This window comes from Phenylobacterium sp. (genome assembly GCF_036563285.1).
GTDB lineage: Bacteria > Pseudomonadota > Alphaproteobacteria > Caulobacterales > Caulobacteraceae > Phenylobacterium.
On record NZ_DATCMR010000003.1, the window covers coordinates 52,329 to 77,258 of the forward strand.

At 69.6% G+C, this 24,930-nt stretch carries 27 protein-coding genes and 1 tRNA gene; 15 read left to right on the plus strand and 13 right to left on the minus strand.

Annotated elements, in window-relative coordinates:
* The first annotated feature begins 1 nt into the window (after window position 1).
* The 3 genes from VIL76_RS02360 (at window position 2) to VIL76_RS02370 (ending at window position 2,355) form a co-directional block, all read left to right on the plus strand.
* Window positions 2–685 (plus strand): ABC transporter ATP-binding protein, encoded by a 684-nt coding sequence (locus VIL76_RS02360; RefSeq protein ID WP_332043382.1) that lies wholly within the window; start codon window positions 2–4, stop codon window positions 683–685.
* Window positions 682–1,908 (plus strand): ABC transporter permease, encoded by a 1,227-nt coding sequence (locus VIL76_RS02365; RefSeq protein WP_332043383.1) that lies wholly within the window; start codon window positions 682–684, stop codon window positions 1,906–1,908. The genes VIL76_RS02360 and VIL76_RS02365 overlap by 4 nt, the downstream gene beginning before the upstream one ends.
* Before the next feature lie 234 nt (window positions 1,909–2,142).
* The gene (locus VIL76_RS02370) at window positions 2,143–2,355 is read left to right on the plus strand and encodes a general stress protein (protein WP_332043384.1); all 213 of its coding nucleotides are present in this window, start codon (window positions 2,143–2,145) and stop codon (window positions 2,353–2,355) included.
* Here the strand turns inward: VIL76_RS02370 and egtB are convergent.
* Window positions 2,352–4,559 carry an ergothioneine biosynthesis protein EgtB gene (gene egtB / locus VIL76_RS02375; RefSeq protein ID WP_332043385.1) on the minus strand — a complete coding sequence of 736 codons (2,208 nt, stop codon included), beginning with the start codon at window positions 4,557–4,559 and terminating at the stop codon, window positions 2,352–2,354. The genes VIL76_RS02370 and egtB overlap by 4 nt on opposite strands.
* A 216-nt stretch (window positions 4,560–4,775) precedes the next feature.
* Between egtB and VIL76_RS02380 the strand changes: the two genes are divergently transcribed.
* Window positions 4,776–5,315: a sigma-70 family RNA polymerase sigma factor gene (locus VIL76_RS02380; protein WP_332043386.1), complete on the plus strand. Its 540-nt coding sequence runs from the start codon at window positions 4,776–4,778 to the stop codon at window positions 5,313–5,315.
* Here the strand turns inward: VIL76_RS02380 and VIL76_RS02385 are convergent.
* On the minus strand, window positions 5,312–5,479 hold the full coding sequence (locus VIL76_RS02385; protein ID WP_332043387.1) for a hypothetical protein: 168 nt from the start codon (window positions 5,477–5,479) through the stop codon (window positions 5,312–5,314). The genes VIL76_RS02380 and VIL76_RS02385 overlap by 4 nt on opposite strands.
* 168 nt (window positions 5,480–5,647) lie before the next feature.
* On the opposite strand from VIL76_RS02385, the gene VIL76_RS02390 reads away from it, so the two are divergent.
* Entirely contained in the window at window positions 5,648–6,652 is a 1,005-nt protein-coding gene (locus tag VIL76_RS02390) for a hypothetical protein (RefSeq protein ID WP_332043388.1), read from the plus strand.
* Window positions 6,653–6,698: 46 nt separating this feature from the next.
* Here VIL76_RS02390 and VIL76_RS02395 read toward each other — a convergent pair whose 3' ends face one another.
* Entirely contained in the window at window positions 6,699–8,408 is a 1,710-nt protein-coding gene (locus tag VIL76_RS02395) for a CocE/NonD family hydrolase (protein WP_332043389.1), read from the minus strand.
* Window positions 8,409–8,524: 116 nt separating this feature from the next.
* On the opposite strand from VIL76_RS02395, the gene kynU reads away from it, so the two are divergent.
* The 3 genes from kynU (at window position 8,525) to VIL76_RS02410 (ending at window position 12,246) form a co-directional block, all read left to right on the plus strand.
* Complete coding sequence (kynU, locus tag VIL76_RS02400; protein ID WP_332043390.1) at window positions 8,525–9,751, plus strand: kynureninase; 1,227 nt, start codon at window positions 8,525–8,527, stop codon at window positions 9,749–9,751.
* Window positions 9,752–9,798: 47 nt separating this feature from the next.
* The gene (locus tag VIL76_RS02405) at window positions 9,799–11,940 is read left to right on the plus strand and encodes a PQQ-dependent dehydrogenase, methanol/ethanol family (protein ID WP_332043391.1); all 2,142 of its coding nucleotides are present in this window, start codon (window positions 9,799–9,801) and stop codon (window positions 11,938–11,940) included.
* A 93-nt stretch (window positions 11,941–12,033) separates the two neighbouring features.
* The gene (locus VIL76_RS02410; protein WP_332043392.1) at window positions 12,034–12,246 is read left to right on the plus strand and encodes a hypothetical protein; all 213 of its coding nucleotides are present in this window, start codon (window positions 12,034–12,036) and stop codon (window positions 12,244–12,246) included.
* A 50-nt stretch (window positions 12,247–12,296) separates the two neighbouring features.
* Here VIL76_RS02410 and VIL76_RS02415 read toward each other — a convergent pair.
* Window positions 12,297–12,386, minus strand: a tRNA-Ser gene (locus tag VIL76_RS02415).
* A gap of 347 nt (window positions 12,387–12,733) precedes the next feature.
* Window positions 12,734–13,336 carry a sigma-70 family RNA polymerase sigma factor gene (locus VIL76_RS02420; RefSeq protein ID WP_332043393.1) on the minus strand — a complete coding sequence of 201 codons (603 nt, stop codon included), beginning with the start codon at window positions 13,334–13,336 and terminating at the stop codon, window positions 12,734–12,736.
* Window positions 13,337–13,519: 183 nt separating this feature from the next.
* On the opposite strand from VIL76_RS02420, the gene VIL76_RS02425 reads away from it, so the two are divergent.
* Window positions 13,520–14,530: an AraC family transcriptional regulator gene (locus VIL76_RS02425; protein ID WP_332043394.1), complete on the plus strand. Its 1,011-nt coding sequence runs from the start codon at window positions 13,520–13,522 to the stop codon at window positions 14,528–14,530.
* Between the two features lie 35 nt (window positions 14,531–14,565).
* On the opposite strand, the gene VIL76_RS02430 is transcribed toward VIL76_RS02425, so the two are convergent.
* Both VIL76_RS02430 and VIL76_RS02435 read right to left on the minus strand, forming a co-directional pair.
* Window positions 14,566–14,838 (minus strand): sel1 repeat family protein, encoded by a 273-nt coding sequence (locus VIL76_RS02430; RefSeq protein WP_332043395.1) that lies wholly within the window; start codon window positions 14,836–14,838, stop codon window positions 14,566–14,568.
* 182 nt (window positions 14,839–15,020) lie between these two features.
* Entirely contained in the window at window positions 15,021–15,749 is a 729-nt protein-coding gene (locus VIL76_RS02435) for a glutathione S-transferase N-terminal domain-containing protein (RefSeq protein ID WP_332043396.1), read from the minus strand.
* Between the two features lie 123 nt (window positions 15,750–15,872).
* Between VIL76_RS02435 and VIL76_RS02440 the strand changes: the two genes are divergently transcribed.
* Window positions 15,873–16,226, plus strand: a complete 354-nt coding sequence (locus tag VIL76_RS02440; RefSeq protein ID WP_332043397.1) for an RcnB family protein — start codon at window positions 15,873–15,875, stop codon at window positions 16,224–16,226.
* 89 nt (window positions 16,227–16,315) lie between these two features.
* Complete coding sequence (locus VIL76_RS02445; protein ID WP_332043398.1) at window positions 16,316–16,774, plus strand: RcnB family protein; 459 nt, start codon at window positions 16,316–16,318, stop codon at window positions 16,772–16,774.
* Window positions 16,775–16,792: 18 nt separating this feature from the next.
* On the opposite strand, the gene gatB is transcribed toward VIL76_RS02445, so the two are convergent.
* Window positions 16,793–18,253 carry an Asp-tRNA(Asn)/Glu-tRNA(Gln) amidotransferase subunit GatB gene (gene gatB, locus VIL76_RS02450; RefSeq protein WP_332043399.1) on the minus strand — a complete coding sequence of 487 codons (1,461 nt, stop codon included), beginning with the start codon at window positions 18,251–18,253 and terminating at the stop codon, window positions 16,793–16,795.
* A gap of 129 nt (window positions 18,254–18,382) precedes the next feature.
* Between gatB and VIL76_RS02455 the strand changes: the two genes are divergently transcribed.
* Complete coding sequence (locus VIL76_RS02455) at window positions 18,383–18,688, plus strand: hypothetical protein (RefSeq protein ID WP_332043400.1); 306 nt, start codon at window positions 18,383–18,385, stop codon at window positions 18,686–18,688.
* 63 nt (window positions 18,689–18,751) lie between these two features.
* On the opposite strand, the gene gatA is transcribed toward VIL76_RS02455, so the two are convergent.
* The 4 genes from gatA to VIL76_RS02475 form a co-directional block, all read right to left on the minus strand.
* Window positions 18,752–20,224, minus strand: coding sequence for an Asp-tRNA(Asn)/Glu-tRNA(Gln) amidotransferase subunit GatA (gene gatA / locus VIL76_RS02460; RefSeq protein ID WP_332043401.1), 1,473 nt, complete (start codon window positions 20,222–20,224; stop codon window positions 18,752–18,754).
* The gene (gene gatC, locus VIL76_RS02465) at window positions 20,224–20,511 is read right to left on the minus strand and encodes an Asp-tRNA(Asn)/Glu-tRNA(Gln) amidotransferase subunit GatC (RefSeq protein WP_332043402.1); all 288 of its coding nucleotides are present in this window, start codon (window positions 20,509–20,511) and stop codon (window positions 20,224–20,226) included. Before gatC ends, gatA begins: the two co-directional genes overlap by 1 nt.
* A gap of 63 nt (window positions 20,512–20,574) precedes the next feature.
* Complete coding sequence (locus VIL76_RS02470) at window positions 20,575–21,081, minus strand: hypothetical protein (RefSeq protein WP_332043403.1); 507 nt, start codon at window positions 21,079–21,081, stop codon at window positions 20,575–20,577.
* Between the two features lies 1 nt (window position 21,082).
* The gene (locus VIL76_RS02475) at window positions 21,083–21,538 is read right to left on the minus strand and encodes a hypothetical protein (RefSeq protein WP_332043404.1); all 456 of its coding nucleotides are present in this window, start codon (window positions 21,536–21,538) and stop codon (window positions 21,083–21,085) included.
* Window positions 21,539–21,577: 39 nt separating this feature from the next.
* Here VIL76_RS02475 and ruvX point away from each other — a divergent pair, with 39 nt between their 5' ends.
* Window positions 21,578–22,036, plus strand: a complete 459-nt coding sequence (gene ruvX, locus VIL76_RS02480) for a Holliday junction resolvase RuvX (RefSeq protein WP_332043405.1) — start codon at window positions 21,578–21,580, stop codon at window positions 22,034–22,036.
* Here the strand turns inward: ruvX and VIL76_RS02485 are convergent.
* Entirely contained in the window at window positions 22,033–22,539 is a 507-nt protein-coding gene (locus VIL76_RS02485; RefSeq protein WP_332043406.1) for a DUF1993 domain-containing protein, read from the minus strand. The two genes, ruvX and VIL76_RS02485, sit on opposite strands and share 4 nt — an antisense overlap.
* A gap of 78 nt (window positions 22,540–22,617) precedes the next feature.
* On the opposite strand from VIL76_RS02485, the gene VIL76_RS02490 reads away from it, so the two are divergent.
* Entirely contained in the window at window positions 22,618–23,595 is a 978-nt protein-coding gene (locus VIL76_RS02490) for an aspartate carbamoyltransferase catalytic subunit (protein WP_332043407.1), read from the plus strand.
* Window positions 23,592–24,884 carry a dihydroorotase gene (pyrC, locus tag VIL76_RS02495; protein WP_332043408.1) on the plus strand — a complete coding sequence of 431 codons (1,293 nt, stop codon included), beginning with the start codon at window positions 23,592–23,594 and terminating at the stop codon, window positions 24,882–24,884. Before VIL76_RS02490 ends, pyrC begins: the two co-directional genes overlap by 4 nt.
* Window positions 24,885–24,930: the final 46 nt, after the last annotated feature.

Below are 24,930 nucleotides of genomic sequence, written 5' to 3' on the forward strand. Positions count from 1 at the left end.
GATGATCGAGGTCCGGAGCCTTCGCAAGGTCTACACGATGGGCGGGGAGGACGTGGCGGCTCTCGCCGGCGTCGACCTCGACATCGGGCGCGGCGAGTACGTCGCGGTGATCGGCCCGTCGGGCTCCGGCAAGTCGACGCTGATGAACATCCTGGGCGGCCTCGACCGGCCGACGTCCGGGGCCTACCGGTTCGAGGGCGAGGAGGTGGGCGGGTTCCTCGATGACGAGCTGGCCGACTTCCGCCGTCGGCGGATCGGCTTCGTCTTCCAGTCCTTCCAGCTGCTGCCCAGGCTCACGGCGCTGCAGAACGTCGAGCTGCCGATGATCTACGGCGGCATGGCGCCCGGCGAGCGGCGCGCGCGGGCCGCCGAGCTGCTGGAGCGCGTTGGTCTCGGCGGCCGCATGGGTCACAAGCCGACCCAGCTCTCCGGCGGGCAGCAGCAGCGGGTGGCCATCGCCCGCTCGCTCGCCAACCGCCCGGACCTGCTGCTGGCCGACGAGCCCACCGGGGCGCTCGACAGCCATACCGGTGAGGAGGTGCTGAAGCTCTTCCACCAGCTGAACGACGAAGGGCTGACCCTCATGGTCGTCACCCACGACCCGGATGTCGCGGCCGAGGCCCATCGGCGCGTGGCCTTCCGCGACGGGCTGATCGTCTCGGACGACCGCCGCGTGCCGGCGTGAGGTTCTTCGAACTGATCCGTTTCGCGCTGGGGGCCATCATCGCCCACCCCATGCGCAGCATCCTCACCTCGCTGGGCGTGGTGATCGGCGTCGCGGCCGTGGTGATGATGACCTCCATCGGTTTGGGCGCGCAGCAACGGGTGACCAGCGCCATCGCGGGCCTCGGCTCCAACCTCGTGATCGTCTCCCCGAACTTCCAGCGCGGTCCGGTGAGCCAGGGCGCCGGCGGCGGCTTCTCGCTGCGCGACGGCGACGTCGAGGCGATCGCCAAGCAGGTGGAGAACGTGGCCGCCGTGGCGCCCGTCGTCCGCGGCCAGGTGCAGCTCGCCGCCGAGGGCGCCAACTGGAACACCCGCATCGAGGGCGTCACGCCCGACTACCTCACCGCCCGCGACCTCACCATCGCCGGCGGCCGGATGTTCGACGAGCGCGAAGCCCGCCAGGGCCGCAAGGTGCTGGTGGTGGGGCCCACCGTCGCCCGCGAGCTGTTCGGCGAGGACGATCCGGTCGGCAAGCGCGTCCGGGTGCGCACCGTCCCCTTCGAGATCATCGGCGTCCTCGAGACCAAGGGCCAGTCCGGCTTCGGGCAGGACCAGGACGACCTGGTGCTGGGGCCGCTGAGCGCCGTGCGCTCACGCATCGTGGGGCGCCGGATGCGGCCCGACGCGGTGCAGACCATCTATGTGAAGTCCACCTCGGCCGACACGCTGGACCGGGTGCAGGAGGACGTGATCAACGCCCTGCGCGAGCAGCACCGGATCCGGCCGGGCGACGATGACGACTTCTCCACCCAGAACATGGCCTCCATCCTCCAGGCCAGTCAGGCGGCGGTGGCGACCTTTACGGTGCTGCTCGCGGCAGTGGCGGCGGTCTCGCTGGTGGTGGGCGGCGTCGGGATCATGAACATCATGCTGGTGGCCGTGACAGAGCGGACGCGGGAGATCGGCCTGCGCATGGCGGTCGGCGCGCGGCGCTCGGACGTGCTGATCCAGTTCGCCATGGAATCCGTGGCGCTTTCCCTGGTTGGCGGGATCATCGGCCTGACCATCGGCGTTGCGGGCGCGTTCGGGATCGCCAAGCTCGGCAACTGGCCCGCGGCGGTGCCGGCGTGGGCCGGTCCGCTTGCCCTGGGCTTCTCGATGATGGTGGGCCTGGTGTTCGGCGCCTACCCGTCCTGGCGGGCCGCCCGCCTCGATCCGATCGAGGCTTTGCGGCGGGAATAATAACAAAAGCCCGAACGCAACCTCTGCCGCGTCTCGCTGGTTAGCCACACCGCAAACCACGGCGAGAATCCATGTCCGAGCTGGAAAAGAAACAAGAAACGCCGCCGCCGGACGTCGGGACGACTGACACGAACCGCCGCCCCGACACGGCCGAGCCTGCGCATCACGAGCGTAGCCGGTCGGGTTTCTCGCCAGACCTACCGATGACGTCGCCCGATTGAGGAGAGCAGACTGATGCCTAGTATGGATACTGGAAAGCCGCGGGCCCGCCGAGGCTTCGCCGCCATGAACCCCGAACGCCGTCGTGAGATCGCCCGCAAGGGCGGGGCCTCCGTGCCCGGCGAGAAGCGTTCGTTCGCCAAGGACCGCGACCTCGCGGCTTCCGCCGGCCGCAAGGGCGGTGAAGCCAGCCGTGGCGGTGGCCGCACCCGCGGTCGCGAATCCTAAGACCGCAGCAGAACGACTGCGAAGGCGGGAGTGGACGATGTCCACTCCCGTTCTTGTTTCCAGCCGGCCTCTTCGGCCAGCCGCCCGAACCCCTCGAGTGTGAACTTGTAGGAGTTCTCCGTGTGGAGGCTCTCCCCCGGCTCGAAGGCGTAGGCCTCTCCCGCGACGGTCACCGTCTGTCGGACTAGGCTCACCAGATGCATCTCCATCCGGCTGTCGCGGGCGTTCCACAGCGCCCGGTGGGCGAATGCATCCAGGTCGAAGTCGCCGCCGAGCTCGCGGTTGATGCGCACCAGCAGGTTCTTGTTGAACGCCGCGGTGACGCCGAGCGCATCGTCGTAGGCCGCGACCAGCACCTCTCGTGACTTCACCAGGTCGATGCCGACCAGGAAGGCGGCCCCCTCCCCCAGCAGCCGCCGCGCGGAGCGTAGGAACTCGCCCGCCTCGTGCGGCGTGAAGTTGCCGATCGTCGAGCCGGGGAAGAAGCCCACCACCGGCCGCCCCGCCGCCGCCGCCGGCAGCTCGAGCGCGGTCGTGAAGTCTTCGGCGAGCGGTGCGACGGCGAGCTTCGGATAGTCGCGGCCGATCGCGCCGGCGGCCTGGTCGAGCGCCTCCACGCTGATGTCGAGGGGCGCGTAGACCGCCACCTGCGGGGCCGCATCCAGCAGGATGCGCGTCTTGACGCTGGCGCCCGATCCGAACTCCACGAGCGCGGCGCCGGCGGGGATGTGGCTCGCGATCTCGTGGGCGGCGCCGCGCAGCAGGCCGATCTCGGTCCGCGTCGGGTAGTACTCCGGAAGCTCGCAGATCGCCTCGAACAGGCGCGAGCCTTCGGCGTCGTAGAAGTACTTCGGTGGGATCGCCTTCTGCGGCCTCGCCAGCCCCTGCGCCACGTCCTCAGCGAAGCTGGCCGTCCGCGCCCGGCAGCCGTCCTTGGCCAGCCGCACGCCGGAGAACATCCAGCGCTGATGGGGATAGAAGAAGTTGCGGTAGCTGGCGCGCACGTGGCCCTCGGGCGTGGCGCAGCACCCGCCGCGCAGCACGAACTGGCCCGCCATGAACTTGCCGTTGTACTCGCCGACCGCGCCGGGCGCGGGCTTGAAGCCGGGATAGGGGGAGTAGGCGCTCCGGGTCCATTCCCAAAGATCGCCGAACATCTGCTTCAGGCCAGAGCCCGCCTCGGCGCGCGTCGGTCCGAGCCGGCCAGAGGCTGTGAAGTTGCCCTGGACGGGAAGCCCCTGCACCGCGTGCTCCCACTCGGCCTCGGTGGGCAGGCGCGCACCGGCCCAGGCGGCGTAGGCCTCGGCCTCATAGAAGCTCACGTGGGCGACCGGCGCGGCGGGATCGACGGGGCGCAGGCCGTGCAGCGTCATGGCCTGCCAGCCGCCCTCGGCCTCTTCCCAGTAGAGCGGGCTGCGCCAGCCCTCGGCCAGGACCAGCGCCCAGCCCTCGGAGAGCCAGAGCTCGGGACGCGCGTAGCCGCCGGCCTCCATGAAGGCCAGCCACTCGCCGTTGGTGACCAGCCGGTCGGCCAGCCGGAAAGGCTCCAGCCACACCCTGTGCCGCGGCGTCTCGTTGTCGAAGGCGAAGCCCTCGGCGCCGTGGCCGACCTCCACCAGGCCGCCCTCGAAGTCGGCCCAGCCCAGCGGCGCGGGCGCGAGCCTCGCCGGCGCGGCCTTCGGCGGCGCGTAGGCGGGCTTCAGCGGCGAGGTCGCGAACAGGTGAAGGATGTCCATCAGGATCAGCTCCTGATGCTGCTCCTCGTGCGCCAGCCCCAGCTCGATGAGGTCCGCGTACCCCTCCGCCGGACCCTCCAGCAGCCGGACCATGCCTTCGTCGACGCGGGCGCGGTAGGCGATCACGTCGTCCAGCGACGGCCGCGTCAGCAGCCCGCGCGCCGGCCGCGGCTGCCGCGCCCCCAGCGCCTCGTAGTAGGAATTGAAGAGATAGCCGAAGCGCGGATCGAAGGCCTTGTAGCCCTTTAGCCGCGGGGTCAGCAGGAAGGTCTCGAAGAACCATGTGGTGTGCGCCAGGTGCCACTTGGTGGGGCTGGCGTCGGCCATCGACTGCGCGAGCTGGTCCTCAGGCGTCAGGCTTCGGGTGAGCGCGAGGCTCGCCTGGCGCACGGCCCGGTAGCGCTCGAGAGCTGTCGGACCGCTGCGGCTGAGCGCGCGAACCGGGGCGTCGTCTTCGGAGTTCGACATCCTGCCCGCGCCCCTCGTCCAGCCTCACAGATAGGGCTCGATACACAATTGTGAAGGCGCCACGAGCGGCCGCCAACGTCGCCTTCGGTGACAAGTTCCGGAAACCGCGAGGTATTGCGGCCGAAACTCGGCCGGAACGGATACCCAGGGCTCGCGTTCTTGGGGCGCCGAAACAGGTACTGGGTAGAGCCCGCGGCGGGCGAAGCAGAGGGCGCAATGACCACGACGTCCAGTTGGCGGGACGATGTCGTAGCCTTGATACCGGCTCTGCGGGCCTTTGCCTGGTCCCTTAGTCACAATGGCTCCGACGCGGACGACCTGGTGCAGGACACCCTCATCAAGGCGTGGACCAACCGCGATAAGTTCGAGCCGGGCACCAACCTGCGCGCCTGGCTGTTCACGATCCTGCGCAACACCTACTACACCAACGTCCTGCGCCGCCGCCGCGAAGTGCGCGACGAGGACGGCGCCTACGCCGGCACCCTGAAGGCCTCGCCGACCCAGGAGTGGAGCGTGGCTATGCGCTCCCTGCAGTCGGCCCTGCAGCAGCTGCCCGACGAGCACCGGGAGGCCCTGATCCTGGTGGGCGCGGCGGGGCTCTCCTACGAGGAGGCGGCCGAGATCTGCGGCTGCGCCCTGGGCACCATCAAGAGCCGTGTGAACCGCGCGCGCTCCCGGCTGCTCAAGATCATGGACGCCGACGACGCCACCGACGTGATGGCGCTCGACACCATGGCCGTCGCCGGGCGCGCCTAGCCGCCCGAGCTCTTCTTCAGCGGTTGGTTTTCGGCGGCCTCGAGCTGGTCGACGATCGTGGCGATGTGGTCGGGCACGGGCTTGGCTTCCAGCCGCCGGAACATCCCCCGCAGCGCCTTGTCGACGGCGTCGGCCTTCTTCTGCACGGGCGTCTTGCGGACCATCAATGCCGCTCCAAGCTGGGCCATAACTGGATACCCGTTTCTGATGTCCGGCAAGTAAACAACGTCCGCAAGCGTGGCTGCGTGACCTGCGACACTCCGCACCGCCCGGAGGAACAGCGCGAGAGGCTCGCCGGTTAGCCGCCCACAAGCTCATCAGGAGATCAGGTGATGGCCAACCGCGACGATCATCGAGGGTTCGGCGGCGACCGCTGGCGCCCGGAAAACCGGCAACCGGGCGACAACCGCGGCCGCGAGGGCCGTAGCTTCGGCGACGAAGGCCGCTTCAATTCCGACCAGGCCCGGTATGGCGGCGGCGCCCGCGGCGGCGAGGGCGAGCCCTGGCGGCGTGACCGCTACGGCGCCCGCTTCGACCAGGACCGCACGGGGTATGGCTCCGGCTACGACCGCCAGAGCGGCGGCTACGGCCGCGGCCAGGGCGGCGGCTACGGCGGCCAGGAGTATGGCGTCGAAGGCGGCCACCGCCAGTCCGGCCAGGGCCAGCACGGCCGCAGCCAGGGTGGGAACGAGCGGGAGACCTGGCGGCCGCAGGGCGCCGCGCCCTACGGCGACCTGGAGTTCAACGCCCGCGCCAGCGGCGTCGAGGAGTTCGGCGCGCCGCACGACTACGCCTACCACCCGCCGCAGGGCCACGAGTTCGACCACGACTACGTGCACTGGCGCGAGGAACAGCTGAAGGCCCACGACCGCGACTACCAGGAGTGGCGGCGCCACCAGCACCAGCAGTACGACGAGGAGTACACGAAATTCCGCACCGAGCGGCGCGACACCTTCGGGAAGAACTTCCACGAGTGGCGCTCGCAGCGGAACACCTCCGGCGGCATGACCCAGCAGCACATCACCGCGGAGACCGGCGACTATGCGCGCCGCCAGGCGCACGGCTTCGGCCAGGGCGACGACCGGCCGTCCGGCAGCCTGGAGAGCCCGGCGGCGATGACGTCCAGTCCCGCCCTGCAGCAGGGTGGGACTGGGGGTTCATCCGGGGGCCATTCGGGCGCCGGCCAGTCCGGACAGACCGGCCACGCCGCCTCCGGGGGCTCCGAGTTCGGTCGCGAGCCCACCCAGGTCCAGGCCGTCACGGATGGTTCGGACGGCCGTCGCCCTGATGCGAACGGCGCGGGCGACGAGGGCCGCACGGACCCCAACCGGCACTAGCTAGCCAGCCTCCTCTCCCCCGCGCCGCGGGGGAGAGGGGCGCGTTTCACTTCACGTCGAGCGGATAGACCACCGGCAGCACGATGGCCGAGGGCCGGCTCTCGTCCATGTAGACGGTGTTGACGGCCACCCGCGGCTTGGCCTTGCGCTGGCCCGGCGGCTCGCCGGTGTTCGGGTTCACCTCGAACCTGGGCGAGTTCGACGAGGAGATGTGCACCGCGATCCGGTGGCCCTTCTCGAAGGTGATGGCGGTGGGCCAGAGGTCGATCTCCAGCTTCTCCGGCGCGTTCGGCGTCATCGGCATGATGTCGTCGCGGGTGCGGCCCTTGCGGAAGCTGGCGCGGATCGGGGCGTCGAGGACCAGCGCCTCGTAGCCGTCCGGATAGACGTCCACCAGCTTGGCGACGAAGTCGGTGTCCGGCCCGTCGGTCGCCGCATAGAGCTCCACCTTCACCGGCCCGGCGATGGCCACGTCCTTTTCCAGCGGCGGGGTCTGGAAGCGCAGGTAGTCCTGGCGCTCGCCCACCGCGCGCTGGTCCATCGGCCCGCGCTCGAACGTGAGGTTGGCCCCGCCGAAGGTTGGCACGGGCTTGGCGGGATCGAACCGGTAGCTGGCCTTCGCCTCGTCCCGGGTCGGCGCCTTGGTGGTCAGCACCTTCGACGGCGTCAGGTAGTAGCGCACCTCGCGGTTGGCGGGCGGCCAGTTGGCCGAGGTGAGCTGCCGGTTCTTCGGCGAGAACGCGCCCTTCTTGGCCGAGGCCATCATGAAGTAGCTCACCGGCGGCTCGTCCATGATGCCGTTGTCGACGCCCTTCAGCCAGTAGTCGAACCAGCGGATCTCCTGGTCGCCGCCCAGCGCCAGGCGGTCATTGCCGGGGTAGGCCAGGTCGCCGGACAGGTTGCCGTGGCCGAACGGCCCCATCATCAGCTTCTGGTTGCCGCGCGCGCCTTTCGAGCCGTGGTTCTGCAGCCACTGGAAGTTCTCGACGGTCCCGCCGTTGAAGATGTCGTACCAGCCGCCCACGTGGAACGTCGGGATGCGGATGTACCTGCGGTTCTGCACCATGGAGACCCGCTGCCAGGTCACGTCGTCGACCGCCCGGGTGCGGGTGCGGTCCAGCACCGCCTGGGACACGCCCTGGCCGGAGAGCCAGCCGATGGTGTCCTTCTCCTTCATCACGCCGCCCGGATAGCTGTAGGGCAGCCGGTCCGAGGGGGCGACCACCACATAGTTGGCCACCAGATGCGGCGGCGCCGAGGTGGCGGCCAGGTTGGCGGTGATGCCGAGCGCCGAGCCGCCGGTCATGCCGACCTTGCCGTTGCTCCACGGCTGGGCGGCGGCCCACTCGACGCTGTCGTAGCCGTCCTCGATGTCGTTCTCGAAGGCCGAGTAGAAGCCCTGGCTCCTCCCCTTGCCGCGAACGTCCTGCAGCACGAAGACGTAGCCGGCGTCGGTGTAGCGCTTGGCCTGGGCGGCGAGCTGCGGGCCGCTGCCGCGGCCATCTTTGAGATAGGGAGTCCGCGAGAGCACCACCGGCCACGGTCCCGCGCCCTGCGGCTTGAAGACGTTGGCGGCTAGCCGCGTGCCGTCGCGCATCACGGCGTATTCCTCCACCGCGCCCGGCGGGAGGCCCGGCCAGGCGGGCTGCGCCTGGGCGGCGGCGGGCGCGCGGGCCTGCTGCGCGACGGCTGGCGCCCCGAGTGCGAACGAGATGGCGAGCGCGGAAGCGAGCGCGACGGACTTCATGGACATCATGGTCTGGTTCTCCCCCTGCCCTGCGGGTCTTGGCGCCCGCGCGGCATAGCGGCGATCATCTAAGCACAGCCTCGCGCGCGCTGGTCAGGCTTTTTCGGCGGCCCTAAAGAGCGCTCATGCCGATCACGCGGGACGACGCCCTGGCCCTCGACGCCGCCGACCCGCTGGCGCCGTTCCGCGACGCCTTCGGGCTGCCGCAGGGGCTGATCTACCTGGACGGCAACTCGCTGGGCCCGCCGCCCAAGGCGGCGCACGCGCGGCTGGCGGATGTGGCCTCGCGCGAGTGGGGCTTCGACCTGATCGCCAGCTGGAACGTCAACGGCTGGATGGACGCGCCGCTCCGGGCCGGCGCCAAGCTCGCCCGGCTGGTGGGCGCCAAGCCCGACGAGGTGGCGGTGGCGGACTCCACCTCCGTGAACCTCTTCAAGCTGGCCGCCGGAGCGCTCTCGCTGCGCCCCGGCCGGCGCACGATCCTGTCCACCGCCGGCGAATTCCCCACCGACCTCTACGTGCTGGAGGGGCTGGCGGGTCTCTCCGGCGCGCAGCTGAAGACCGTCGCCCCGGACGCCCTGCTGGACGCCATCGACGAGGACACCGCCGTGGTCGTCCTCACCCACGTCCACTACCGGACCAGCCGGCGCTGGGACATGGCGGCGGTCAACGCCGCGGCGCACGCCAAGGGCGCGCTCGTCCTTTGGGATCTCTCCCACACCGCCGGCGCCCTGGCCGCAGGCCTGAACGCCAGCGGCGCCGATCTCGCCGTCGGCTGCGGCTACAAATATCTGAACGGCGGACCGGGGGCGCCGGCCTGGCTCTATGTCGCCGAGCGGCATCAGGCGCAGATCCGCTCGCCGCTCTCCGGCTGGATGGGCCACGCCGAGCCCTTCGCCTTCGAAGATGCCTATCGTCCGGCCGGAGATATCCGGGCCCAGCTCTGCGGCACGCCCGCCATCCTCGGCATCGCGGCCTTGGAGGCCGCCCTCGACCTGCAGGTCCAGGCCGACCCCGCGGCGGTCGAGGCCAAGGGGCTGCAGCTCTCCCAGCTGTTCATCGACCTGGTGTCGGAGCATTGCCGCGAGCTGACCCTGGCCACCCCGCGCGATCCGCAGGCCCGCGGGCTGCACGTCTCGCTCACCCATCCCGACGGCTACGCCATCGTCCAGGCGCTGATCGCCCGCGGCGTGGTGGGCGACTTCCGGGCCCCCGACGTGCTGCGGTTCGGCTTCTCGCCGCTGATCCTCAGCCACGCCGAGGTGTTTGACGCGGCCGCGATCCTGCGCGAGGTGCTTGCCACGCGGGCCTACGACCGGCCAGAGTTCCGCCAGCGCGCGGCGGTGACCTGACGGGATTCGGCTCGCCGCCAAGAAGAACGAAGTCGGGGAAGAACATCATGCGTAAATCGGTGGTCGCGGCGGGCCTCGCCCTGTCGCTCGTGCTGGGCGGCGCGCTGATCGCCAATGCGCAGAACGGCCCAGCCCCGCGCGGGGCGGCGGCCGTCGATTTCGCCCGCCAGCTCGCGGCCGACAAGGAGCCCGGGACCTGGATGTCCGCGGGCCGCACCTACGACGAGCAGCGCTACAGCCCGCTCACCCAGATCAACGCCGCCAACGTCAAGAACCTGGGCCTCGCCTGGTACGGCGACGTGGACACCGAGCGCGGGCAGGAAGCCACCCCGGTAGTGGTCGACGGCGTGCTCTACATCACCACCGCCTGGAGCCACGTGAAGGCCTATGACGCCAGGACCGGCCAGAAGCTCTGGGACTACAATCCCAAGGTCGATCCGGCGGTCGGCCAGATCGCCTGCTGCGACGTCGTCAACCGCGGCGTCGGCGTCTGGAAGGGCAAGGTCTACCTGGGCGCCCTCGACGGCCGGCTGATCGCGCTCGACGCCAAGACCGGCCGCGAGGTCTGGAGCGTGCAGACGGGCGAGACCGGCGGCTCCTACACCATCACCCAGGTGCCCCGCCTGGTGAAGGGCATGGTGATCGTCGGCAACGGCGGCGCCGAGTACAACGTCCGCGGCTACGTCTCCGCCTACGACGCCGAGACCGGCAAGCGGAAGTGGCGCTTCTACACCGTCCCGGGCAAGCCGGGCGACCCGACCACGCCGGAGCTGGAGCGGGCGCGCAAGACCTGGAACGGGGAGTTCTGGAAGCTGGGCGGCGGCGGCACCGCCTGGGACACCATCCTCTACGACCCCAAGACCAACCTCGTCTATTTCGGCACCGGCAACGGACTGTCCTGGTCGCGCGAGCTGCGCAGCCCCGGCGGCGGCGCCAACCTCTACGTCTCCTCGGTGATCGCGGTGAACGCCGACACCGGCAAGTACGTCTGGCACTACCAGCACGCGCCGGGCGAGGAGTGGGACTACGACGTCACCAACCCGCTGATGACCGCCGACCTGAAGATCGGCGGCAAGGTGCGCCACGTGCTGATGCAGGCGCCGAAGACGGCCTTCTTCTATGTGTGGGACGCCAAGACCGGGAAGCTGCTGTCGGCCGAGAAGTTCGCGCCCGCCAACTGGGCCTTCCGCATCGACATGAAGACCGGGCTGCCGGTGGAGAACCCCGCCGCGCGCTATGGCGTGAACAAGCCCGCCATCGTCTGGCCGGCGCCGCTGGGCGCCCACAACTGGCACCCGATGTCGTTCAGCCCGCGCACGGGTCTCGTCTACATCCCGGTGACCGAGAACAACTCCGGATGGGAGCAGCTCCCGGCCGACAAGTTCAAGATCAACCCGCGCACCTACAACACCGGCACCATCGGCGCCTCCGAGGGCATCACCAGGCTCTACGCACAGCCGGGCGCGCCTCAGCGCGGCAACGTCCGCAGCTACCTGCAGGCCTGGGATCCGGTGAAGCAGAAGGAAGTCTGGCGGGCGGCGAACAAGGACTACGGCGCCTCGGGGACCATGGTGACCGCCTCGGACCTGGTGTTCTCCGGCGACCACACCGGCTTCTTCTCGGCCTACAACGCCAGGACCGGCGAGAAGCTCTGGAGCGCGCCTGTGCAGGCCAAGGTCGTGGCCGCGCCCTCCACCTACATGATCGGCGGCGAGCAATATGTGGCGATCCTGGTGGGCGCCCGCGGGCTGCCGACCGGCGTGGCGCGCACCAACCCGCTGTCGGCCAACAACTCTCGCATCCTGGTCTTCAAGCTGGGCGCGAAGGGGCAGCTGCCGAGCCAGCCGGTGCAGGCCGTCGCCACGGGTGGGCGGACGCTGGACCCGCCGCTGATGAGCGGCACCAACGAGCAGGTGATCGACGGCCAGGGCTCCTACGCCCGGGTCTGCGCCGGCTGCCATGGCGCGGCGGCCATCGCGGACAAGTCGATCCCCGACCTGCGCTACTCGCCGACGCTGCGCAGCTTCGCCGAATGGGACGCCATCGTGATCGGCGGCGCGCGCGCGCCGAAGGGCATGCCCTCGTTCAAGGGGATCCTCGCGGCCGGCGAGTCCGAGAACATCTTCCACTACGTCATCTCGGAGGCGAACAAGGGCAAGGCGGCGGAAGAAGCCGCCCGGCGGCGCTGACCGCTACGGCCAAGCGTCATGCGGTCGCACGGCCTTCAAGCGGCAGGGGCGCGGGGCTATATCCCGCGCCCCTCCCCCACCTCGCGTGAAACCGTGCCCACCTACCGCGCCTACCTCCTCGACCCTGCCGGCAAGATCCGGTGGGGCGAATGGATCGAAGCCGCCGACCAGGCGGAGGCGGAAAAGCTCGCCCATGCCATGTGCGACGCCGGAACGCCCACCGTGGAGCTCTGGCGGGGGGCCGAGCGCGTCGCCGAACTGCCCTGCGACACGACGGAACGGCCCAAGCGGCGCGCGCGGCGCTGACGCGGGCTCGGCCCGGCGGTCGCGTTGAAGCTGTTTTACGGAAGAGAAAGTGGCGGTGACGGAGGGATTCGAACCCTCGATACGCTTTCACGTATGACGATTTAGCAAACCGTTGCCTTCAGCCACTCGGCCACGTCACCAGATTGTTTTCGTTCGGGTTTTCACCCGCCCCGTTGGCCGCTTGGAGCCGATTGAGTGCGACCGTGCGCAAGGCGTTCCAGGGGGACGCCTTCCTTACCGAAAGAGACGGTCGTGGGCAACGGCCTGCGCTTGAGCGGCCGAGCGGCCTCGAAGATCGACTCCACGGGCGCGGCTGCGCCCACGTGGACCGCCAGGAGACGCTTCCCGGACGTGAGTTCCGCCCGCCGGCCGTCGAAAGGCATAGACCCGAACTTCCGCATCGCTGCGGCATCGTCACGGCAGTTGAGCGTGGCGCCGAAGGCGAACGAACCGTCAGGCTCGTAGACGCGGAGCGTATATCTGGCCATCAGCCGCTCCCCTCCACCTGGCGGTAGCTTGCCCATTGGTTCTCGGCTTTCCGGCCGGGACCGCGGGAACTGCGACGAGTCGGGTCTGGTGCTCTCTGCTTGCCAGCGGCGCGTATCGGAGTGGCCGGCTCGAGGTGACGGATCAACAACTCCCGGCCGCGGTTGACGCGGCTTTTGACGGTTCCGATGCGGCAACCGCACAGTTCGGCGACTTCCGCATAGGTGAAGCCGGCCGCCAGTGTGAGAACCACAGCGTCCCTGGTGTCGGCCGAGAGCAACTCCAGGCCCGCCAAAAGCTCCTTGTAGCGGAGGTTGAACTCCTGGCAGGGCTCCGTCGCAAGGCCCGCCGCCAGTCGGCCGTCGGGATCTTCGACCAGCAGACGCCGGGTCTGCGCCTGGCTCAGGAACTCGTTGCGCAGGATGCGGAACAGCCAAGCCTTGAGATTGGTGCCCGGCGTGTAGCCCTCGCGAAACCGCCACCCTCGGAGCAGCGCGTCCTGTACGAGATCGTCAGCCGCGGAGACGCACCGCGTGAGGACCAGCGCGTAGGCGCGCAGCTTGGGCAGCAGCTGCACCATCTCCGCTAGCAGCGGGTCCGACATCCGTACCTGACTCCCGTCCTCACCTAAGCTGGACGAGCGCCGCGCGAGACTGCGGCCCGACCGGCTGATCGACATCATGAACGCGCGAGCTGTCCGGGCGTTAGGTGGCGCAGGTGCCCTCGACGCCAGCCAAGGTGCTGGAGCGTCCAGGGTCTGCTTAGGACCGGTGATGAGGACGTGACTGTGGCCAGCTACCCGTCACCCCTCGCCCTCGACCGCCTGATGCAGGGCTTCGAGGTCGGGCTCGACAGTTTCGCCATTTGCCAGGTCGGCAAGGGATGGCGGCTGGTGGTCCCCGCGGTGCCGCGGGTTCTTCTGCATCTGGTGTTGAAGGGCGAAGGGGCGCTCGACTGCGGCGGTCGGCGGGCGGCGTTCCGACAGCACGACATCATCATCGTTCCCCGCGACGTCGAGAAGAGCATCGTCGTGCCAGGCCGGGAAATTCGCGAAGTGGTCGCCGGACAATCCTGTGGAATGTTCACGGACGGGATGGTGAGCTTCAATGCGATGGCGGGCTCAGCGGACGTAGTGCTTGCCTGCGGTGTGCTGACCGCTCCCGGGGATGTGGGCCCAGGCCTGTTCGATCACCTCAAGGAGCCGCTGGTCGCGAGCCTGGACCCGACTGAGCCCCTGCAGGCCATCATGGACTTCATGTTGTCCGAGCTCTCCGCCCCGCGCCCCGGAACGCGAGTGGTGACCGAGTGCCTCATGAAGCAGGCATTGGTGCTGCTGCTGCGGCAGCAGATGGCCCGGGCCGACGTGAGCGCGGGGCTGTTGTCGGCTTTCGGCGATGTCCGCTTGACGCGCGCGGTGACGGCCGTCCTGGAGCAGCCCGGCGCGGCGCACACCGTGTCGTCGCTGGCCAAAACCGCGGGCATGAGCAGGTCGGCGTTCGCAAGCGCGTTTCGCGACCACTACGCCAGTACGCCGGCCGAGTTCGTGCAAGCCGTCCGGCTGCGAACCGCCGCGCACCTGTTGAAAGTCGGCGTCCTGCCCGTGAAGGTCATTGCCGCCACCGTAGGTTATGCGAGTCGAAGCCAGTTCTCGCGCGCGTTCCGGGGCGCCTACGGTGTCGATCCGACCGGATACCGCGCGCGGGAGGCGGCGTTCGAGGATGCCTCCCCACCCCAATGGGCGCGGCAGCAGATCAGCCGGTCAGCGCCGACGCGCCCGTCGTCGGTACTCACCGCCTGAGCGGGTCTGGCCCGCGAGCGGGAGTGGCGGGCGGCTCAGCCCTGGGCGAGCCACTCGCGCGCCTGGCGCTGGGCCTCGGCGACCTCGTCGGAGGCCATCTCGTCGGCCAGTTCCTTGCGGTAGACCTTGGCTTCCACCGAGCCGCGCATGGCGGCCAGGTTGAACAGCATGTGGGCCGACACGTAGTCCAACGGCGCGCCGCCCTGCCCCGTCGAATAGAGCAGGCCCAGGCGGAAGAGCTCGTCGCCGGTCGCATCCGGGGTCGGAAGCGGTAGGCCTTCGGTCGCAACTTCCATGCTCGACGGCATGACACTTGTCCCTTTCGAAGGGCCGGAAAGCTCCGGTTCTGGAGCCCTATCCGGCCATTACGGGACATAGAAAACGCTTGTTAGCCTGAACACATGGTTAAGCCGTCTGTTGTCAAAACGACAGGATCAGAACCGCGCCAAAGAATTCGCGCCTTCGACTGGCGGAATAACTTGCCCGCCGCTCAGCGCGCCCGCTGGCCGAACAGGATCTTGCGGGCCTCCTCGGCCTCCTTGCCGGAGGCCGCAAGGCCCGGGCCGCGGCGGATCTCCTCGGCCTTGGCCATCGCCCGCTTCACCGCCTCGCGCTCGCCGATGCGGGCGTGCCAGGCCTTCACGTTGGGGAACTCGTCCATGTGGATGCCGAGGATCTTCCAGGCGCCCACCCAGGGCCAGGTGATCATGTCGGCCAGGGAATAGTCGCCGGCGAGGCCCTCGCGGCCCTCCAGCTGCTTGTTCATCACCCCGTAGAGCCGGTGCGCCTCGTTGGTGAAGCGGATGGCCCCATAGGCCAGGTGCCGCTGGTCGGACGTCATCGAGGGCGCGTAGTTGCGGAAGTGGTTGCCGTGGCCGCTGACCGGGCCGAGGTTGGCCATCTGCCAGTACATCCACTCCTCGACCGCCACGCGGCTGCGCTCGTCAGTCCCGTAGAACTGCCCGGTCTTGCGGCCGAGGTACTGCAGGATCGCCCCGCTCTCGAAGACCGAGATCGGCTGCCCGTCCGGCCCCTCGGGGTCGACGATGGCGGGCATGCGGTTGTTGGGGCTGATGGCCAGGAACTCGGGCTTGAACTGGTCGCCACGGCCGATGTTCACCGGCTTGATCTCGTAGGGCAGCCCCATCTCCTCCAGCGCGATCGTCACCTTGTGGCCGTTCGGCGTGGGCCAGTAGTGCAACTCGATCGGCTGCGGCATGGGGCGTCTCCTTCGCTTGTCCTGGGATAGATGGCCAGGGCGCAGCTCGGCACAAGGGCAGAGCGGACCCTTCCGCTCCACGGGACGTTCTGTATCCACGAGGGACCACGAGGAGAACGCACCATGAAGGTTATCATCGTGGCCGCCGCAGCAGCATTCGCCGTCGCCGCGCCTGTCGCCGCCACCGCCAAGGACAACCCCGGCAAGGGGCACGGCGCCCATTCCAGCGCCACGCCGCCGGGCCTGGCCAAGAAGCCCCACGGCATGCCGCCCGGCCAGGCGAAGAAGATGTGGGGTCAGGGCGAACGCCTGCCGCCCACCTATCTCTCGAGCCAGTACTACGTCGCCGAGCCCTCCCGATATTCCCTGCCGCCCGCGCCCTATGGCCAGCGGTGGGTGCGCGTCGGCGACCAGTACTACCTGGCGCAGACGCAGACGGGCTTGATCAGCCAGGTGATTTCGGCGCTGCTGCGCTAGGCTGCGGCCCGCGTTCAGCCCCAGTTCACGCTCACGGGGCGAGGATGGCCTCGAACCTGGCGAAGAGTCGTTTCTTGAGGACCCCGGCGATGAGACGCCTGATCCTGACGCTCGCCGCCGCTTTCGCCGTCGCGGCCCCGCTGGCCTCCAGCGAGGCGATCGCACAGAACGGCCGGGGCGGCGGTTGGGAGCAGCGCGGCGGCGGCGGTGGAAACCGCGGCGGCGGCAACGACATGGAACGCGGCGGCGGCCGCTGGCGCGACGTGGGCGACAACCCGGGCCGCGGACGCGGCGGCGACCGCGGCGGCCAGCGCTGGGAACGTCCGCCCGGCGGACCTGACGACGGCCCGCAGCGGCCGCGCGGCGCCTATGGCGTCCGGCGCGGCGGCTACCTGCCGCCGCAAGCCGAAGGCCGGCCGATCCAGGAGCCCTCTCGTCTGCGGCTGCGTCCCCCGCCCAGCGGCTACAACTGGGTGCGCGTGCCGGGCGGCTACGCCCTCGTCAACGAGCGCACGGGCCAGATCTTCGACATGGTCCCGGCCCGCTAGGGCTCAAGCCCCCCAAGATTAGGCCAGGCCGAGCTTGCTCCTGAGGAGCTGGTTCACCGCCCCCGGATTGGCCTTGCCGCCGGTGGCCTTCATGACCTGCCCCACGAACCAGCCGATCGCCTGCGGCTTGTCCTTCACCGCGGCTGCCTGGCCGGGGTTGGCGGCGATCAGGTCGTCGATGATCTTCTCCAGCTCGCCGGTGTCGGACACCTGGCGCAGGCCCTGCTTCTCGACGATCTCGCCGGCCCGGCCCTCGCCCGCCCACATGCGCTCGAAGACGTCCTTGGCGATCTTCGAGGAGATCACCCCTTCCTCGATGAGCTGCACCAGCTCCCCGATGGCGTCCGGCTTGATCGGGCTTTCGGTGATCTCCAGCCCTGCGGCCGTCAGTCGCGCGGCCAGGTCGTTGGTCACCCAGTTGGCGGTCAGCTTGGCGTCGCGCCCCTTGGCCGCCGTCTCGAAGAATTCCGCGCGGGCCTGCTCGGTGATCAGCACGCCGGCGTCGTAGGCCGACAGGCCGTACTGCGACTGCAGCCGGGCCTTCTTGGCGTCCGGCAGCTCCGGAAGGCTCGCCTCGATCTCCTTCACCCAGGCGGGGTCCAGCTCCAGCGGCAGCAGGTCGGGGTCGGGGAAGTAGCGGTAGTCGTGGGCCTCCTCCTTGGACCGCATGGACCGCGTCTCGCCCTTGCCGGGGTCGAACAGCCGGGTCTCCTGGTCGATCTTGCCGCCGTCCTCGAGGATCTCGATCTGCCGGCGCGCCTCGTACTCGATGGCCTGCTGCATGAAGCGGAACGAGTTGACGTTCTTGATCTCGCACCGCGTGCCGAGCTCGCCGCCCGGCCGGCGCACCGAGACGTTCACGTCGGCCCGCAGGTTGCCCTTCTCCATGTCCCCGTCGCAGGTGCCGAGGTAGATCAGGATCGTCCTCAGCTTTTTGACGTAAGCCGCTGCTTCTTCGGCGCTTCTCATGTCCGGTCGCGAGACGATCTCCATCAGCGCCGTGCCCGCCCGGTTGAGGTCGACGTAGGTCGCGCCCGGGTCCTGGTCGTGCAGGCTCTTGCCCGCGTCCTGCTCCAGATGGAGTCTCTCTATGCCCACCGTGAAGCTGGTCCCGTCGTCGAGCTCGACGATGACCTCGCCCTCGCCGACGATGGGGTCCTTGTACTGGCTGATCTGGTAGCCCTGAGGCAGGTCCGGATAGAAGTAGTTCTTCCGGTCGAAGTGGCTCTTCAGGTTGATCTGCGCCTTGAGGCCGAGGCCGGTCCGCACCGCCTGCTCCACACAGCGGCGGTTGATCACCGGCAGCATGCCGGGCATGGCTGCGTCCACCAGGCTGACCTGCTCGTTGGGCCCCGCGCCGAAGCCCACGGCCGCGCCGGAGAACAGCTTGGCGTTGGAAGCCACCTGGGCGTGGACCTCGAGGCCCAGGACGATTTCCCACGGGCCGGTGCGGCCCTGGATCAGCTTGGTTTCGCTCATGCGCCCCTACTAGTGCGCGCCTGCGCCAGAGGGAAGCATGGCGACAAGTTCACTTGCGCGCGAAGCGGAAAAAGGGCTCAAGTTTACGCCGTCCAGATCACAACTGACCCGTCGGGGAAGGAACTACCTATGAAACTCGTTACCGCTGCGGCGCTCGCCGCCCTCGCGACGCTGGCCGCTGCGCCCGCCATCGCCCAACAGGCCCCGGCCGCCGCGTCCGCTTCGGCCAAGATCTCCGTCGAGACGACCAAGATCTCCGACCTGATCAAGAACGCGCAAGCCAAGGCCGCCCTTGAGAAGGCCCTGCCGGAAATCACCCAGTTCTACGACCAGATCGGCGAAATGACGCTGGCCCAGGTGGCTCCGATGAGCCAGGGCGCGCTCGACGACGCCAAGCTGAAGGCCCTGCAGGCCGAGTTCGACAAGATCAAGTAAGACGCCGCTCCTCATGGGAGCACGGCGAAAGGGCCCGTCCGCTGGACGGGCCCTTTTTCTATGTCACCACCACTTCTGGGGTCGGGCCTTGAAGTCGGCGGCCTTCTCCAGCGCCGAGCCAAGGGAGAACAGCGTCCCCTCGTCCAGCGCCTTCCCGATCAGCTGCAGGCCGAGCGGCAGTCCATTGGCGTCGAGGCCGGCGGGAACGCTCATGCCGGGCAGGCCGGCCAGGTTCACCGTCACCGTGAAGATGTCGTTCAGGTACATGGCGACCGGATCGTCGGACTTGTCGCCGAGCTGGAAGGCGGCCGACGGCGCGGTGGGCGTGAGCAGGGCGTCGCAGGTCTGCCAGGCCTGGTCGAAGTCGTCGGCGATGCGCCGGCGCACCTTCAGGGCCTTCAGGTAGTAGGCGTCGTAATAGCCGGCCGAGAGCACATAGGTGCCGATCAGGATCCGGCGCTTCACCTCCGCCCCGAACCCCTCGGCGCGCGAGCGCTCGTAGGTCTCGGTGAGGTTGGCGCCCTCCACCCGCAGGCCGTAGCGCATGCCGTCGTAGCGAGCGAGGTTCGAGGAGGCCTCGGCCGGGGCCACGATGTAGTAGGCTGGCAGCGCGTACTTGGTGTGCGGCAGGCTGACGTCGACGATCTCGCAGCCGGCCTCCCTCAGCCAGGCGATCCCCTGCTCCCAGAGCGCGTCGATCTCGGGCGGCATGTTGTCCACCCGGTATTCCTTCGGCACGCCGACCCGCAGGCCCTTCACCGACTTGCCGCAGAAGCTGGCGAAGTCCGGCGTCTCCACCGGCAGGCTGGTGGAGTCCTTCGGGTCGTGCCCGGCCATCGAGCGCAGCAGGATGGCGGCGTCCTCGACCGTCCGCGCCATGGGGCCGGCCTGGTCCAGCGACGAGGCGAAGGCCACGACGCCCCACCGCGAGCAGCGGCCGTAGGTCGGCTTGATCCCCACCGTGCCGGTGAAGGCCGCCGGCTGGCGGATCGAGCCGCCGGTGTCCGTCGCCGTGGCGCCCAGGCACAGCTCGGCGGCCACCGCCGCGGCCGAGCCTCCGGAAGAGCCGCCAGGCGTCAGCTGGGCGTTGCCGCCCCTCGCCCGCCAGGGGTTCACGACCGGGCCCCAGGCCGAGGTCTCGTTGGACGAGCCCATCGCGAACTCGTCCATGTTGAGCTTGCCCAGCATTACCGCCCCGTCGCGCCATAGGTTGGCGGTGACGGTGCTCTCGTACGTCGGCGTGAACTCGCCGATGATCTTCGAGCCGGCGGTCGAGCGGACGCCTTCGGTGCAGAACAGGTCCTTGATGCCCAGCGGCGCGCCGTCCAGCGCGCCGGCCTCGCCCCGCGCGCGACGCGCGTCCGACGCCTTGGCCATATCCAGCGCCTTGTCCGGGGTTTCCAGGACGTAGGCGTTCAGCGATCGCGCAGCCTCCACCGCCTCGACGTGCGCCCGGGTGAGCTCAACCGAGGAGAACGACTTGTCCGCGAGGCCGTCGAGCGCGGCCTTCAGCGTCAGCGAGGTGAGCTCGGCCATTACTCGACCACCTTCGGCACGACGAAGAAGCCCTTGTTGGCCTTCGGCGCGTTGGCCAGCACGCGGGCCGGGTCGCCCCCGTCGGTGACCACGTCCTCGCGCATCGGCAGGGTGGCGTGCACCGCCGTGGTCATCGGCTCCACGCCGTCGGTGTCGACCTCGTTCAGCTGCTCGATCCAGTTCAGGATGCCCGAGAGCTCCTTCGCCAGCGGCTCCAGCTTCTCCTCGGGCTCGGCGATCCTCGCGAGCCTGGCGACCTTGCGCACGGTCGCCGCGTCGATGGCCATATGCCCCTCCTCAAAACTCAGGGGCGTGGGTTAGCCGCCGCGGGCGCCAAAATGCAAGGCTGCTCAGCAGGCGAAGCACCAATGGTACGGCGGGCGGAAGTAGGTGATCAGCCGGCCGAACATCATGACGCCTATCCAGGCGCCCAGCGAGACGGCGGCCACGATCTTCACCGGCAGGCTCGCCGAGACCCCCTCGCCGCCCCGCATGCCTTTGGCGAAGGCCGAGTAGAAGACGATCACGTTCAATCCGGCCACGGCCATGCAGGCGAACTTCAGCCGGAAAGCTGGGTTGAACATGTACTGGTCTGGGGCGCTCACGAAGAACATCGCCCCGGTGACGACGTTCACCGCGAACGCCGCTACCCCGAACGGGACCAGCCGGTGCAGGGCGGGCATCGGGATCGCCTTGGCGAAGCCCAGCGCCCGCAGGTCGAACAGCCCCACCGAGCCCAGCAGCACCGACAGCGCGATGAAGTGCACGGACTCGATCGTGGGCCAGCCCCACTTGGTGTTCATGAAGCCGTGGATGCCGCTGTCGCGTCCGAAGGCGGCGATGGCCTCGACGTCCATCTCAGTACACCAGCAGGATCTTGTGGGTGTAGGCGAGGAACCTCCCGCCCGCGACGCCCAGGACCCAGAGCGGCATCGACAGGAGCGCCCCCAGACGGGCCCAGCTCGGCGGCTCGCGCACCATGCGCCAGGTCAGCGCCAGCGCCACGGCAAGCGCGGCGAGCTTGGCGTAGAATAGCGGGTTGGTCAGCGCCTTGGCCGGATAGCCGATCACCAGCACCAGTCCGGAGAGCACCACGAACGGCAGCGCCCAGCCTGCCACCGCCAGCAGCCGCCTGAGCGCCGCCAGCGGCACGCCGCGCGCCACCCCAAGCAGCCGCGCGTCGATCGCCAGCCCCGTGCCCACCACGAAGCCCATGCTGATGGTGTGCACGATGAGTGCGGCGAACAGCGCCCACGAGGACTCGCGGATCCACACGCCCAAGCCGCTGTCCTGGATCGCCTTCAGCAGGTCCAAAGCTTCCCCCCCGGGGCCGACTATGCCACAGCCCGCGCCATGGCCATCGTCGAGCTCGCCGACCTTCCGAAAAGCGCCCCCCTTGTGGGCCTCGACCTCGGCGAGAAGACCATCGGGGTCGCTGTCTCCGACGCCACCCAGAGCATCGCCAGCCCCCTCGACCTGATCCGCAAGACCAAGTTCACCGACGACGCCAAGGCGCTCTTCAAGCTGATGGAGACCCGGCGGGCCGCGGGCATCGTCATCGGCCTGCCGGTGAACATGGACGGCTCCGAAGGCCCCCGCTGCCAGTCGGCGCGGGCCTTTGGGCGGAACCTGCTCAGGCTACGCGACGATCTGGCCATCGCCTTCTGGGACGAGCGCATGAGCTCGATGGCCGTCAACCGGATGCTGATCTCGGAGGCCGACATGACGCGGGCGCGGCGCGCCGACGTGGTCGACAAGGCCGCGGCCGCCTGGATCCTGCAGGGCGCCCTGGACCGCCGCCGCGAGCCCTAGAGCCCGCCGGCGAACAGGTCGCGCTTGCCGAGCGGCACGCCCCGGTTCCTGAGGATCGCGTAGGCCATCGACAGGTGGAAATAGAAGTTGGTGGTGAGGAAGCCGGTCACCCACTGGGCGACGGGGAGCGTCGGCGAGACCACGCCGAGGTCGGCGGTCAGGGGCTCGTCGGCGCGGGCGTCGAGCTTGCCGGGCTCCAGGCCCTGCAGGAAGGCGCGGGTCTGGGCGATCCGCGCGCGCAGCTCGGCCAGGCCGGGCTCACCCTCGAACGGGGCGGGATCGGGGTCGCCCATGGCGCGGGCCACCCACTGGTTGGTGAAGCTGGCCACCGTCATCACCTGCTGGCGCAGGTTGAACATGTCCGGCGCCAGGCGCCATTCCAGCATCTCGGCTTCCGAGACGCCCTGCTCCTTCGCGAAGGCGAGCCCACGCTCCAGCAGGTGCTCCAAGGTCGTGAGCCCTTTCAGATAGCCGTCCACATAGGTGTTGAGGCTGACCGCCATTTTCGTCCCCCGTCGTTAAGCTTGGCTGGACATAGGGCGCTTGGCGGCGCCGGAAAAGGCGCCTAAGACGGCGCTTTGATGAAAGACGCGCCGCCTGGTCTGGCCGAGGTCCTGGGAAGGACCTTTCCGTTTCCGCAGCGGCATTTCCTTTCCGTCCTCGACCTGAACGAGGTGGAGGTGGCCAACCTCCTCGACCTCGCCGACGGGTTCGTAAGCCTCAACCGCCAGACCTCGAAGAAGCTCGACCTGCTCAAGGGTCGCACGCTGATGAACCTGTTCTTCGAGAACTCCACCCGGACCCAGAGCTCCTTCGAGCTCGCCGGCAAGCGGCTGGGCGCCGACGTGGTCAACATGAGCCCCCGCCAGTCGTCGATCGCCAAGGGCGAGACCCTGATCGACACGGCCGTGACCCTGAACGCCATGCAGCCGGACCTGCTGGTGGTGCGCCACTCCTCGTCGGGGGCCGCGTCCCTGCTCTCGCAGAAGGTCACCTGCTCGGTGATCAACGCCGGCGACGGCCAGCACGAGCACCCGACCCAGGCGCTGCTGGACGCGCTCTCCATGCGCCGCGCCTTCGGGCGGATCGCCGGGCTGAAGGTGGCGATCTGCGGCGACATCCTGCACAGCCGCGTGGCGCGCTCGAACATCGCGCTGCTGCAGATGCTGGGCGCGCACGTGCGGCTGGTGGGGCCGCCGACGCTGATGCCCACCGCCGCCGACCGCTGGAACGTCGAGATCTTCCACGACATGAGGAAGGGCATCGCCGGCTGCGACGTCGTCATGATGCTCCGGCTGCAGCTGGAGCGGATGGACGGGGTCATGGCGCCGTCGCAGCGTGAGTACTTCCGCTATTTCGGCCTCGACCGGGAGAAGCTGGCCCATGCGGCCGAGGGCGTGCGGGTCATGCACCCGGGGCCGATGAACCGGGGTGTGGAGATCGACTCCGAGGTGGCCGACGACTTGGCCGTCTCCCTGATCCAGGACCAGGTGGAGATGGGCGTCGCCGCGCGGATGGCGGTGCTGACCGCGCTGGCCGAGCGGCTGGACAACCAATGAACGCGCGGCCCCTCGCCTTCGCCAACGTCCGCCTGCTGGACCCGGCCAGCGGCTACGACGGCCCCGGCGCGGTGATCGTCACCGAGGGCGTGATCGCCGACGTCGTGCGAGGCGCCGGCCCCGGCAAGCTCTCGGCGGACATCGAGGTGATCGACGGCCAGGGCAAGCTCCTGATTCCCGGCCTGATCGACATCCGGGTGAAGACCGGGGAGCCAGGCGCGGAGCCGAAGGAGACCCTGAAGTCCGCCGCGCGGGCCGCGGCGGCCGGCGGGGTCACCTCGATGGTGGTGCAGCCCGACACCCTGCCGGTGGCGGACGATCCCTCGGTGGTGGACTTCATCCTGCGCCGGGCCCGCGACATCGAGCTGGTCAACGTCTACCCGGCCGGGGCGGCGACCAAGGGCTGCGAGGGCAAGCGGATGGCCGAGATCGGGCTGATGCGCGACGCCGGCTGCCTCTATGTCACCGACGCCGACCGGCCGATCGTCGACTCCAAGGTCTTCCAGCGGGTGCTGGCCTATGCCCGCAGCTTCGGGGTGCCGGTGGCGCACCGGCCGGCGGACCCCTGGCTGTCGGCGGGCGCCGCGGCCACGGCGGGCGAGTTCGCCTCGCGGATGGGGCTGCCGAGCGTGCCGGTCATCGCCGAGAAGATCGGGCTGGAGCGCGACCTGGCGCTGGCGGAGCTGACGCGGGCGCGGCTGATCGTCGACCAGGTGACCACGGCCGCGGCGCTGGAGAGCCTGAAGCGGGCGAAGGACAAGGGCCTCGACGTGAAGGCCACCACCTCCATCAACCACCTGTCGTTCAACGAGATCGACATCGGCGACTACCGCACCTTCTGCAAGCTGGACCCGCCGCTCCGGAGCGAGGACGACCGGCTGGCGGTGATCGAGGCCGTCGCGTCCGGGCTGATCGACGTCATCGTCTCCGCCCACGCCCCCGCGCCGGCCGAGGACAAGCGGCTGCCCTACGACGAGGCGGCGCCTGGGGCGGTGGGGCTGCAGACCCTGCTGCCGGCCCTGCTGACCCTGCACCACGAGGGGCACGTCAAGCTGATCGACCTGATCCGCACGGTCACGTCCGCGCCCGCCGACCTGCTGGGGCTGCCGGCCGGGCGGCTGGCGAAGGGCGCGCGGGCGGACCTGGTGCTGGTGGACCCCAACGCCCCCGTCATCGTCGACGCCGACAAGCTGATCTCGAAGTCGAAGAACTCTCCGTTCGACGGGCGCAGGCTGCAGGGCAAGGTGCTCAGGACCCTGGTGGACGGGCGGACCGTCTACAGCGCCTGAGGCGTGTTACACGCCGTGTCAGGCCTAGTTGAGCGAGTCAGCGCGA

What these genes read in the sequence shown, in the direction of transcription:
- VIL76_RS02470 (WP_332043403.1), bottom strand. Translation starts at nt 21,081, where the DNA reads ATGGACGTCGAGGCCATCGCCGCCTTCGGACGCGACAGCGGCATCCAC.
- VIL76_RS02435 (WP_332043396.1), bottom strand. Translation starts at nt 15,749, where the DNA reads ATGCCGCAGCCGATCGAGTTGCACTACTGGCCCACGCCGAACGGCCAC.
- VIL76_RS02445 (WP_332043398.1), top strand. Translation starts at nt 16,316, where the DNA reads ATGAGACGCCTGATCCTGACGCTCGCCGCCGCTTTCGCCGTCGCGGCC.
- VIL76_RS02430 (WP_332043395.1), bottom strand. Translation starts at nt 14,838, where the DNA reads ATGCCGTCGAGCATGGAAGTTGCGACCGAAGGCCTACCGCTTCCGACC.
- VIL76_RS02420 (WP_332043393.1), bottom strand. Translation starts at nt 13,336, where the DNA reads ATGTCGGACCCGCTGCTAGCGGAGATGGTGCAGCTGCTGCCCAAGCTG.
- VIL76_RS02360 (WP_332043382.1), top strand. Translation starts at nt 2, where the DNA reads ATGATCGAGGTCCGGAGCCTTCGCAAGGTCTACACGATGGGCGGGGAG.
- VIL76_RS02385 (WP_332043387.1), bottom strand. Translation starts at nt 5,479, where the DNA reads ATGGTCCGCAAGACGCCCGTGCAGAAGAAGGCCGACGCCGTCGACAAG.
- VIL76_RS02390 (WP_332043388.1), top strand. Translation starts at nt 5,648, where the DNA reads ATGGCCAACCGCGACGATCATCGAGGGTTCGGCGGCGACCGCTGGCGC.
- gatB (WP_332043399.1), bottom strand. Translation starts at nt 18,253, where the DNA reads ATGAGCGAAACCAAGCTGATCCAGGGCCGCACCGGCCCGTGGGAAATC.
- kynU (WP_332043390.1), top strand. Translation starts at nt 8,525, where the DNA reads ATGCCGATCACGCGGGACGACGCCCTGGCCCTCGACGCCGCCGACCCG.
- VIL76_RS02440 (WP_332043397.1), top strand. Translation starts at nt 15,873, where the DNA reads ATGAAGGTTATCATCGTGGCCGCCGCAGCAGCATTCGCCGTCGCCGCG.
- VIL76_RS02405 (WP_332043391.1), top strand. Translation starts at nt 9,799, where the DNA reads ATGCGTAAATCGGTGGTCGCGGCGGGCCTCGCCCTGTCGCTCGTGCTG.
- VIL76_RS02485 (WP_332043406.1), bottom strand. Translation starts at nt 22,539, where the DNA reads ATGGCGGTCAGCCTCAACACCTATGTGGACGGCTATCTGAAAGGGCTC.
- egtB (WP_332043385.1), bottom strand. Translation starts at nt 4,559, where the DNA reads ATGTCGAACTCCGAAGACGACGCCCCGGTTCGCGCGCTCAGCCGCAGC.
- VIL76_RS02380 (WP_332043386.1), top strand. Translation starts at nt 4,776, where the DNA reads ATGACCACGACGTCCAGTTGGCGGGACGATGTCGTAGCCTTGATACCG.
- VIL76_RS02455 (WP_332043400.1), top strand. Translation starts at nt 18,383, where the DNA reads ATGAAACTCGTTACCGCTGCGGCGCTCGCCGCCCTCGCGACGCTGGCC.
- VIL76_RS02395 (WP_332043389.1), bottom strand. Translation starts at nt 8,408, where the DNA reads ATGATGTCCATGAAGTCCGTCGCGCTCGCTTCCGCGCTCGCCATCTCG.
- VIL76_RS02490 (WP_332043407.1), top strand. Translation starts at nt 22,618, where the DNA reads ATGAAAGACGCGCCGCCTGGTCTGGCCGAGGTCCTGGGAAGGACCTTT.
- VIL76_RS02370 (WP_332043384.1), top strand. Translation starts at nt 2,143, where the DNA reads ATGCCTAGTATGGATACTGGAAAGCCGCGGGCCCGCCGAGGCTTCGCC.
- ruvX (WP_332043405.1), top strand. Translation starts at nt 21,578, where the DNA reads ATGGCCATCGTCGAGCTCGCCGACCTTCCGAAAAGCGCCCCCCTTGTG.
- gatA (WP_332043401.1), bottom strand. Translation starts at nt 20,224, where the DNA reads ATGGCCGAGCTCACCTCGCTGACGCTGAAGGCCGCGCTCGACGGCCTC.
- gatC (WP_332043402.1), bottom strand. Translation starts at nt 20,511, where the DNA reads ATGGCCATCGACGCGGCGACCGTGCGCAAGGTCGCCAGGCTCGCGAGG.
- pyrC (WP_332043408.1), top strand. Translation starts at nt 23,592, where the DNA reads ATGAACGCGCGGCCCCTCGCCTTCGCCAACGTCCGCCTGCTGGACCCG.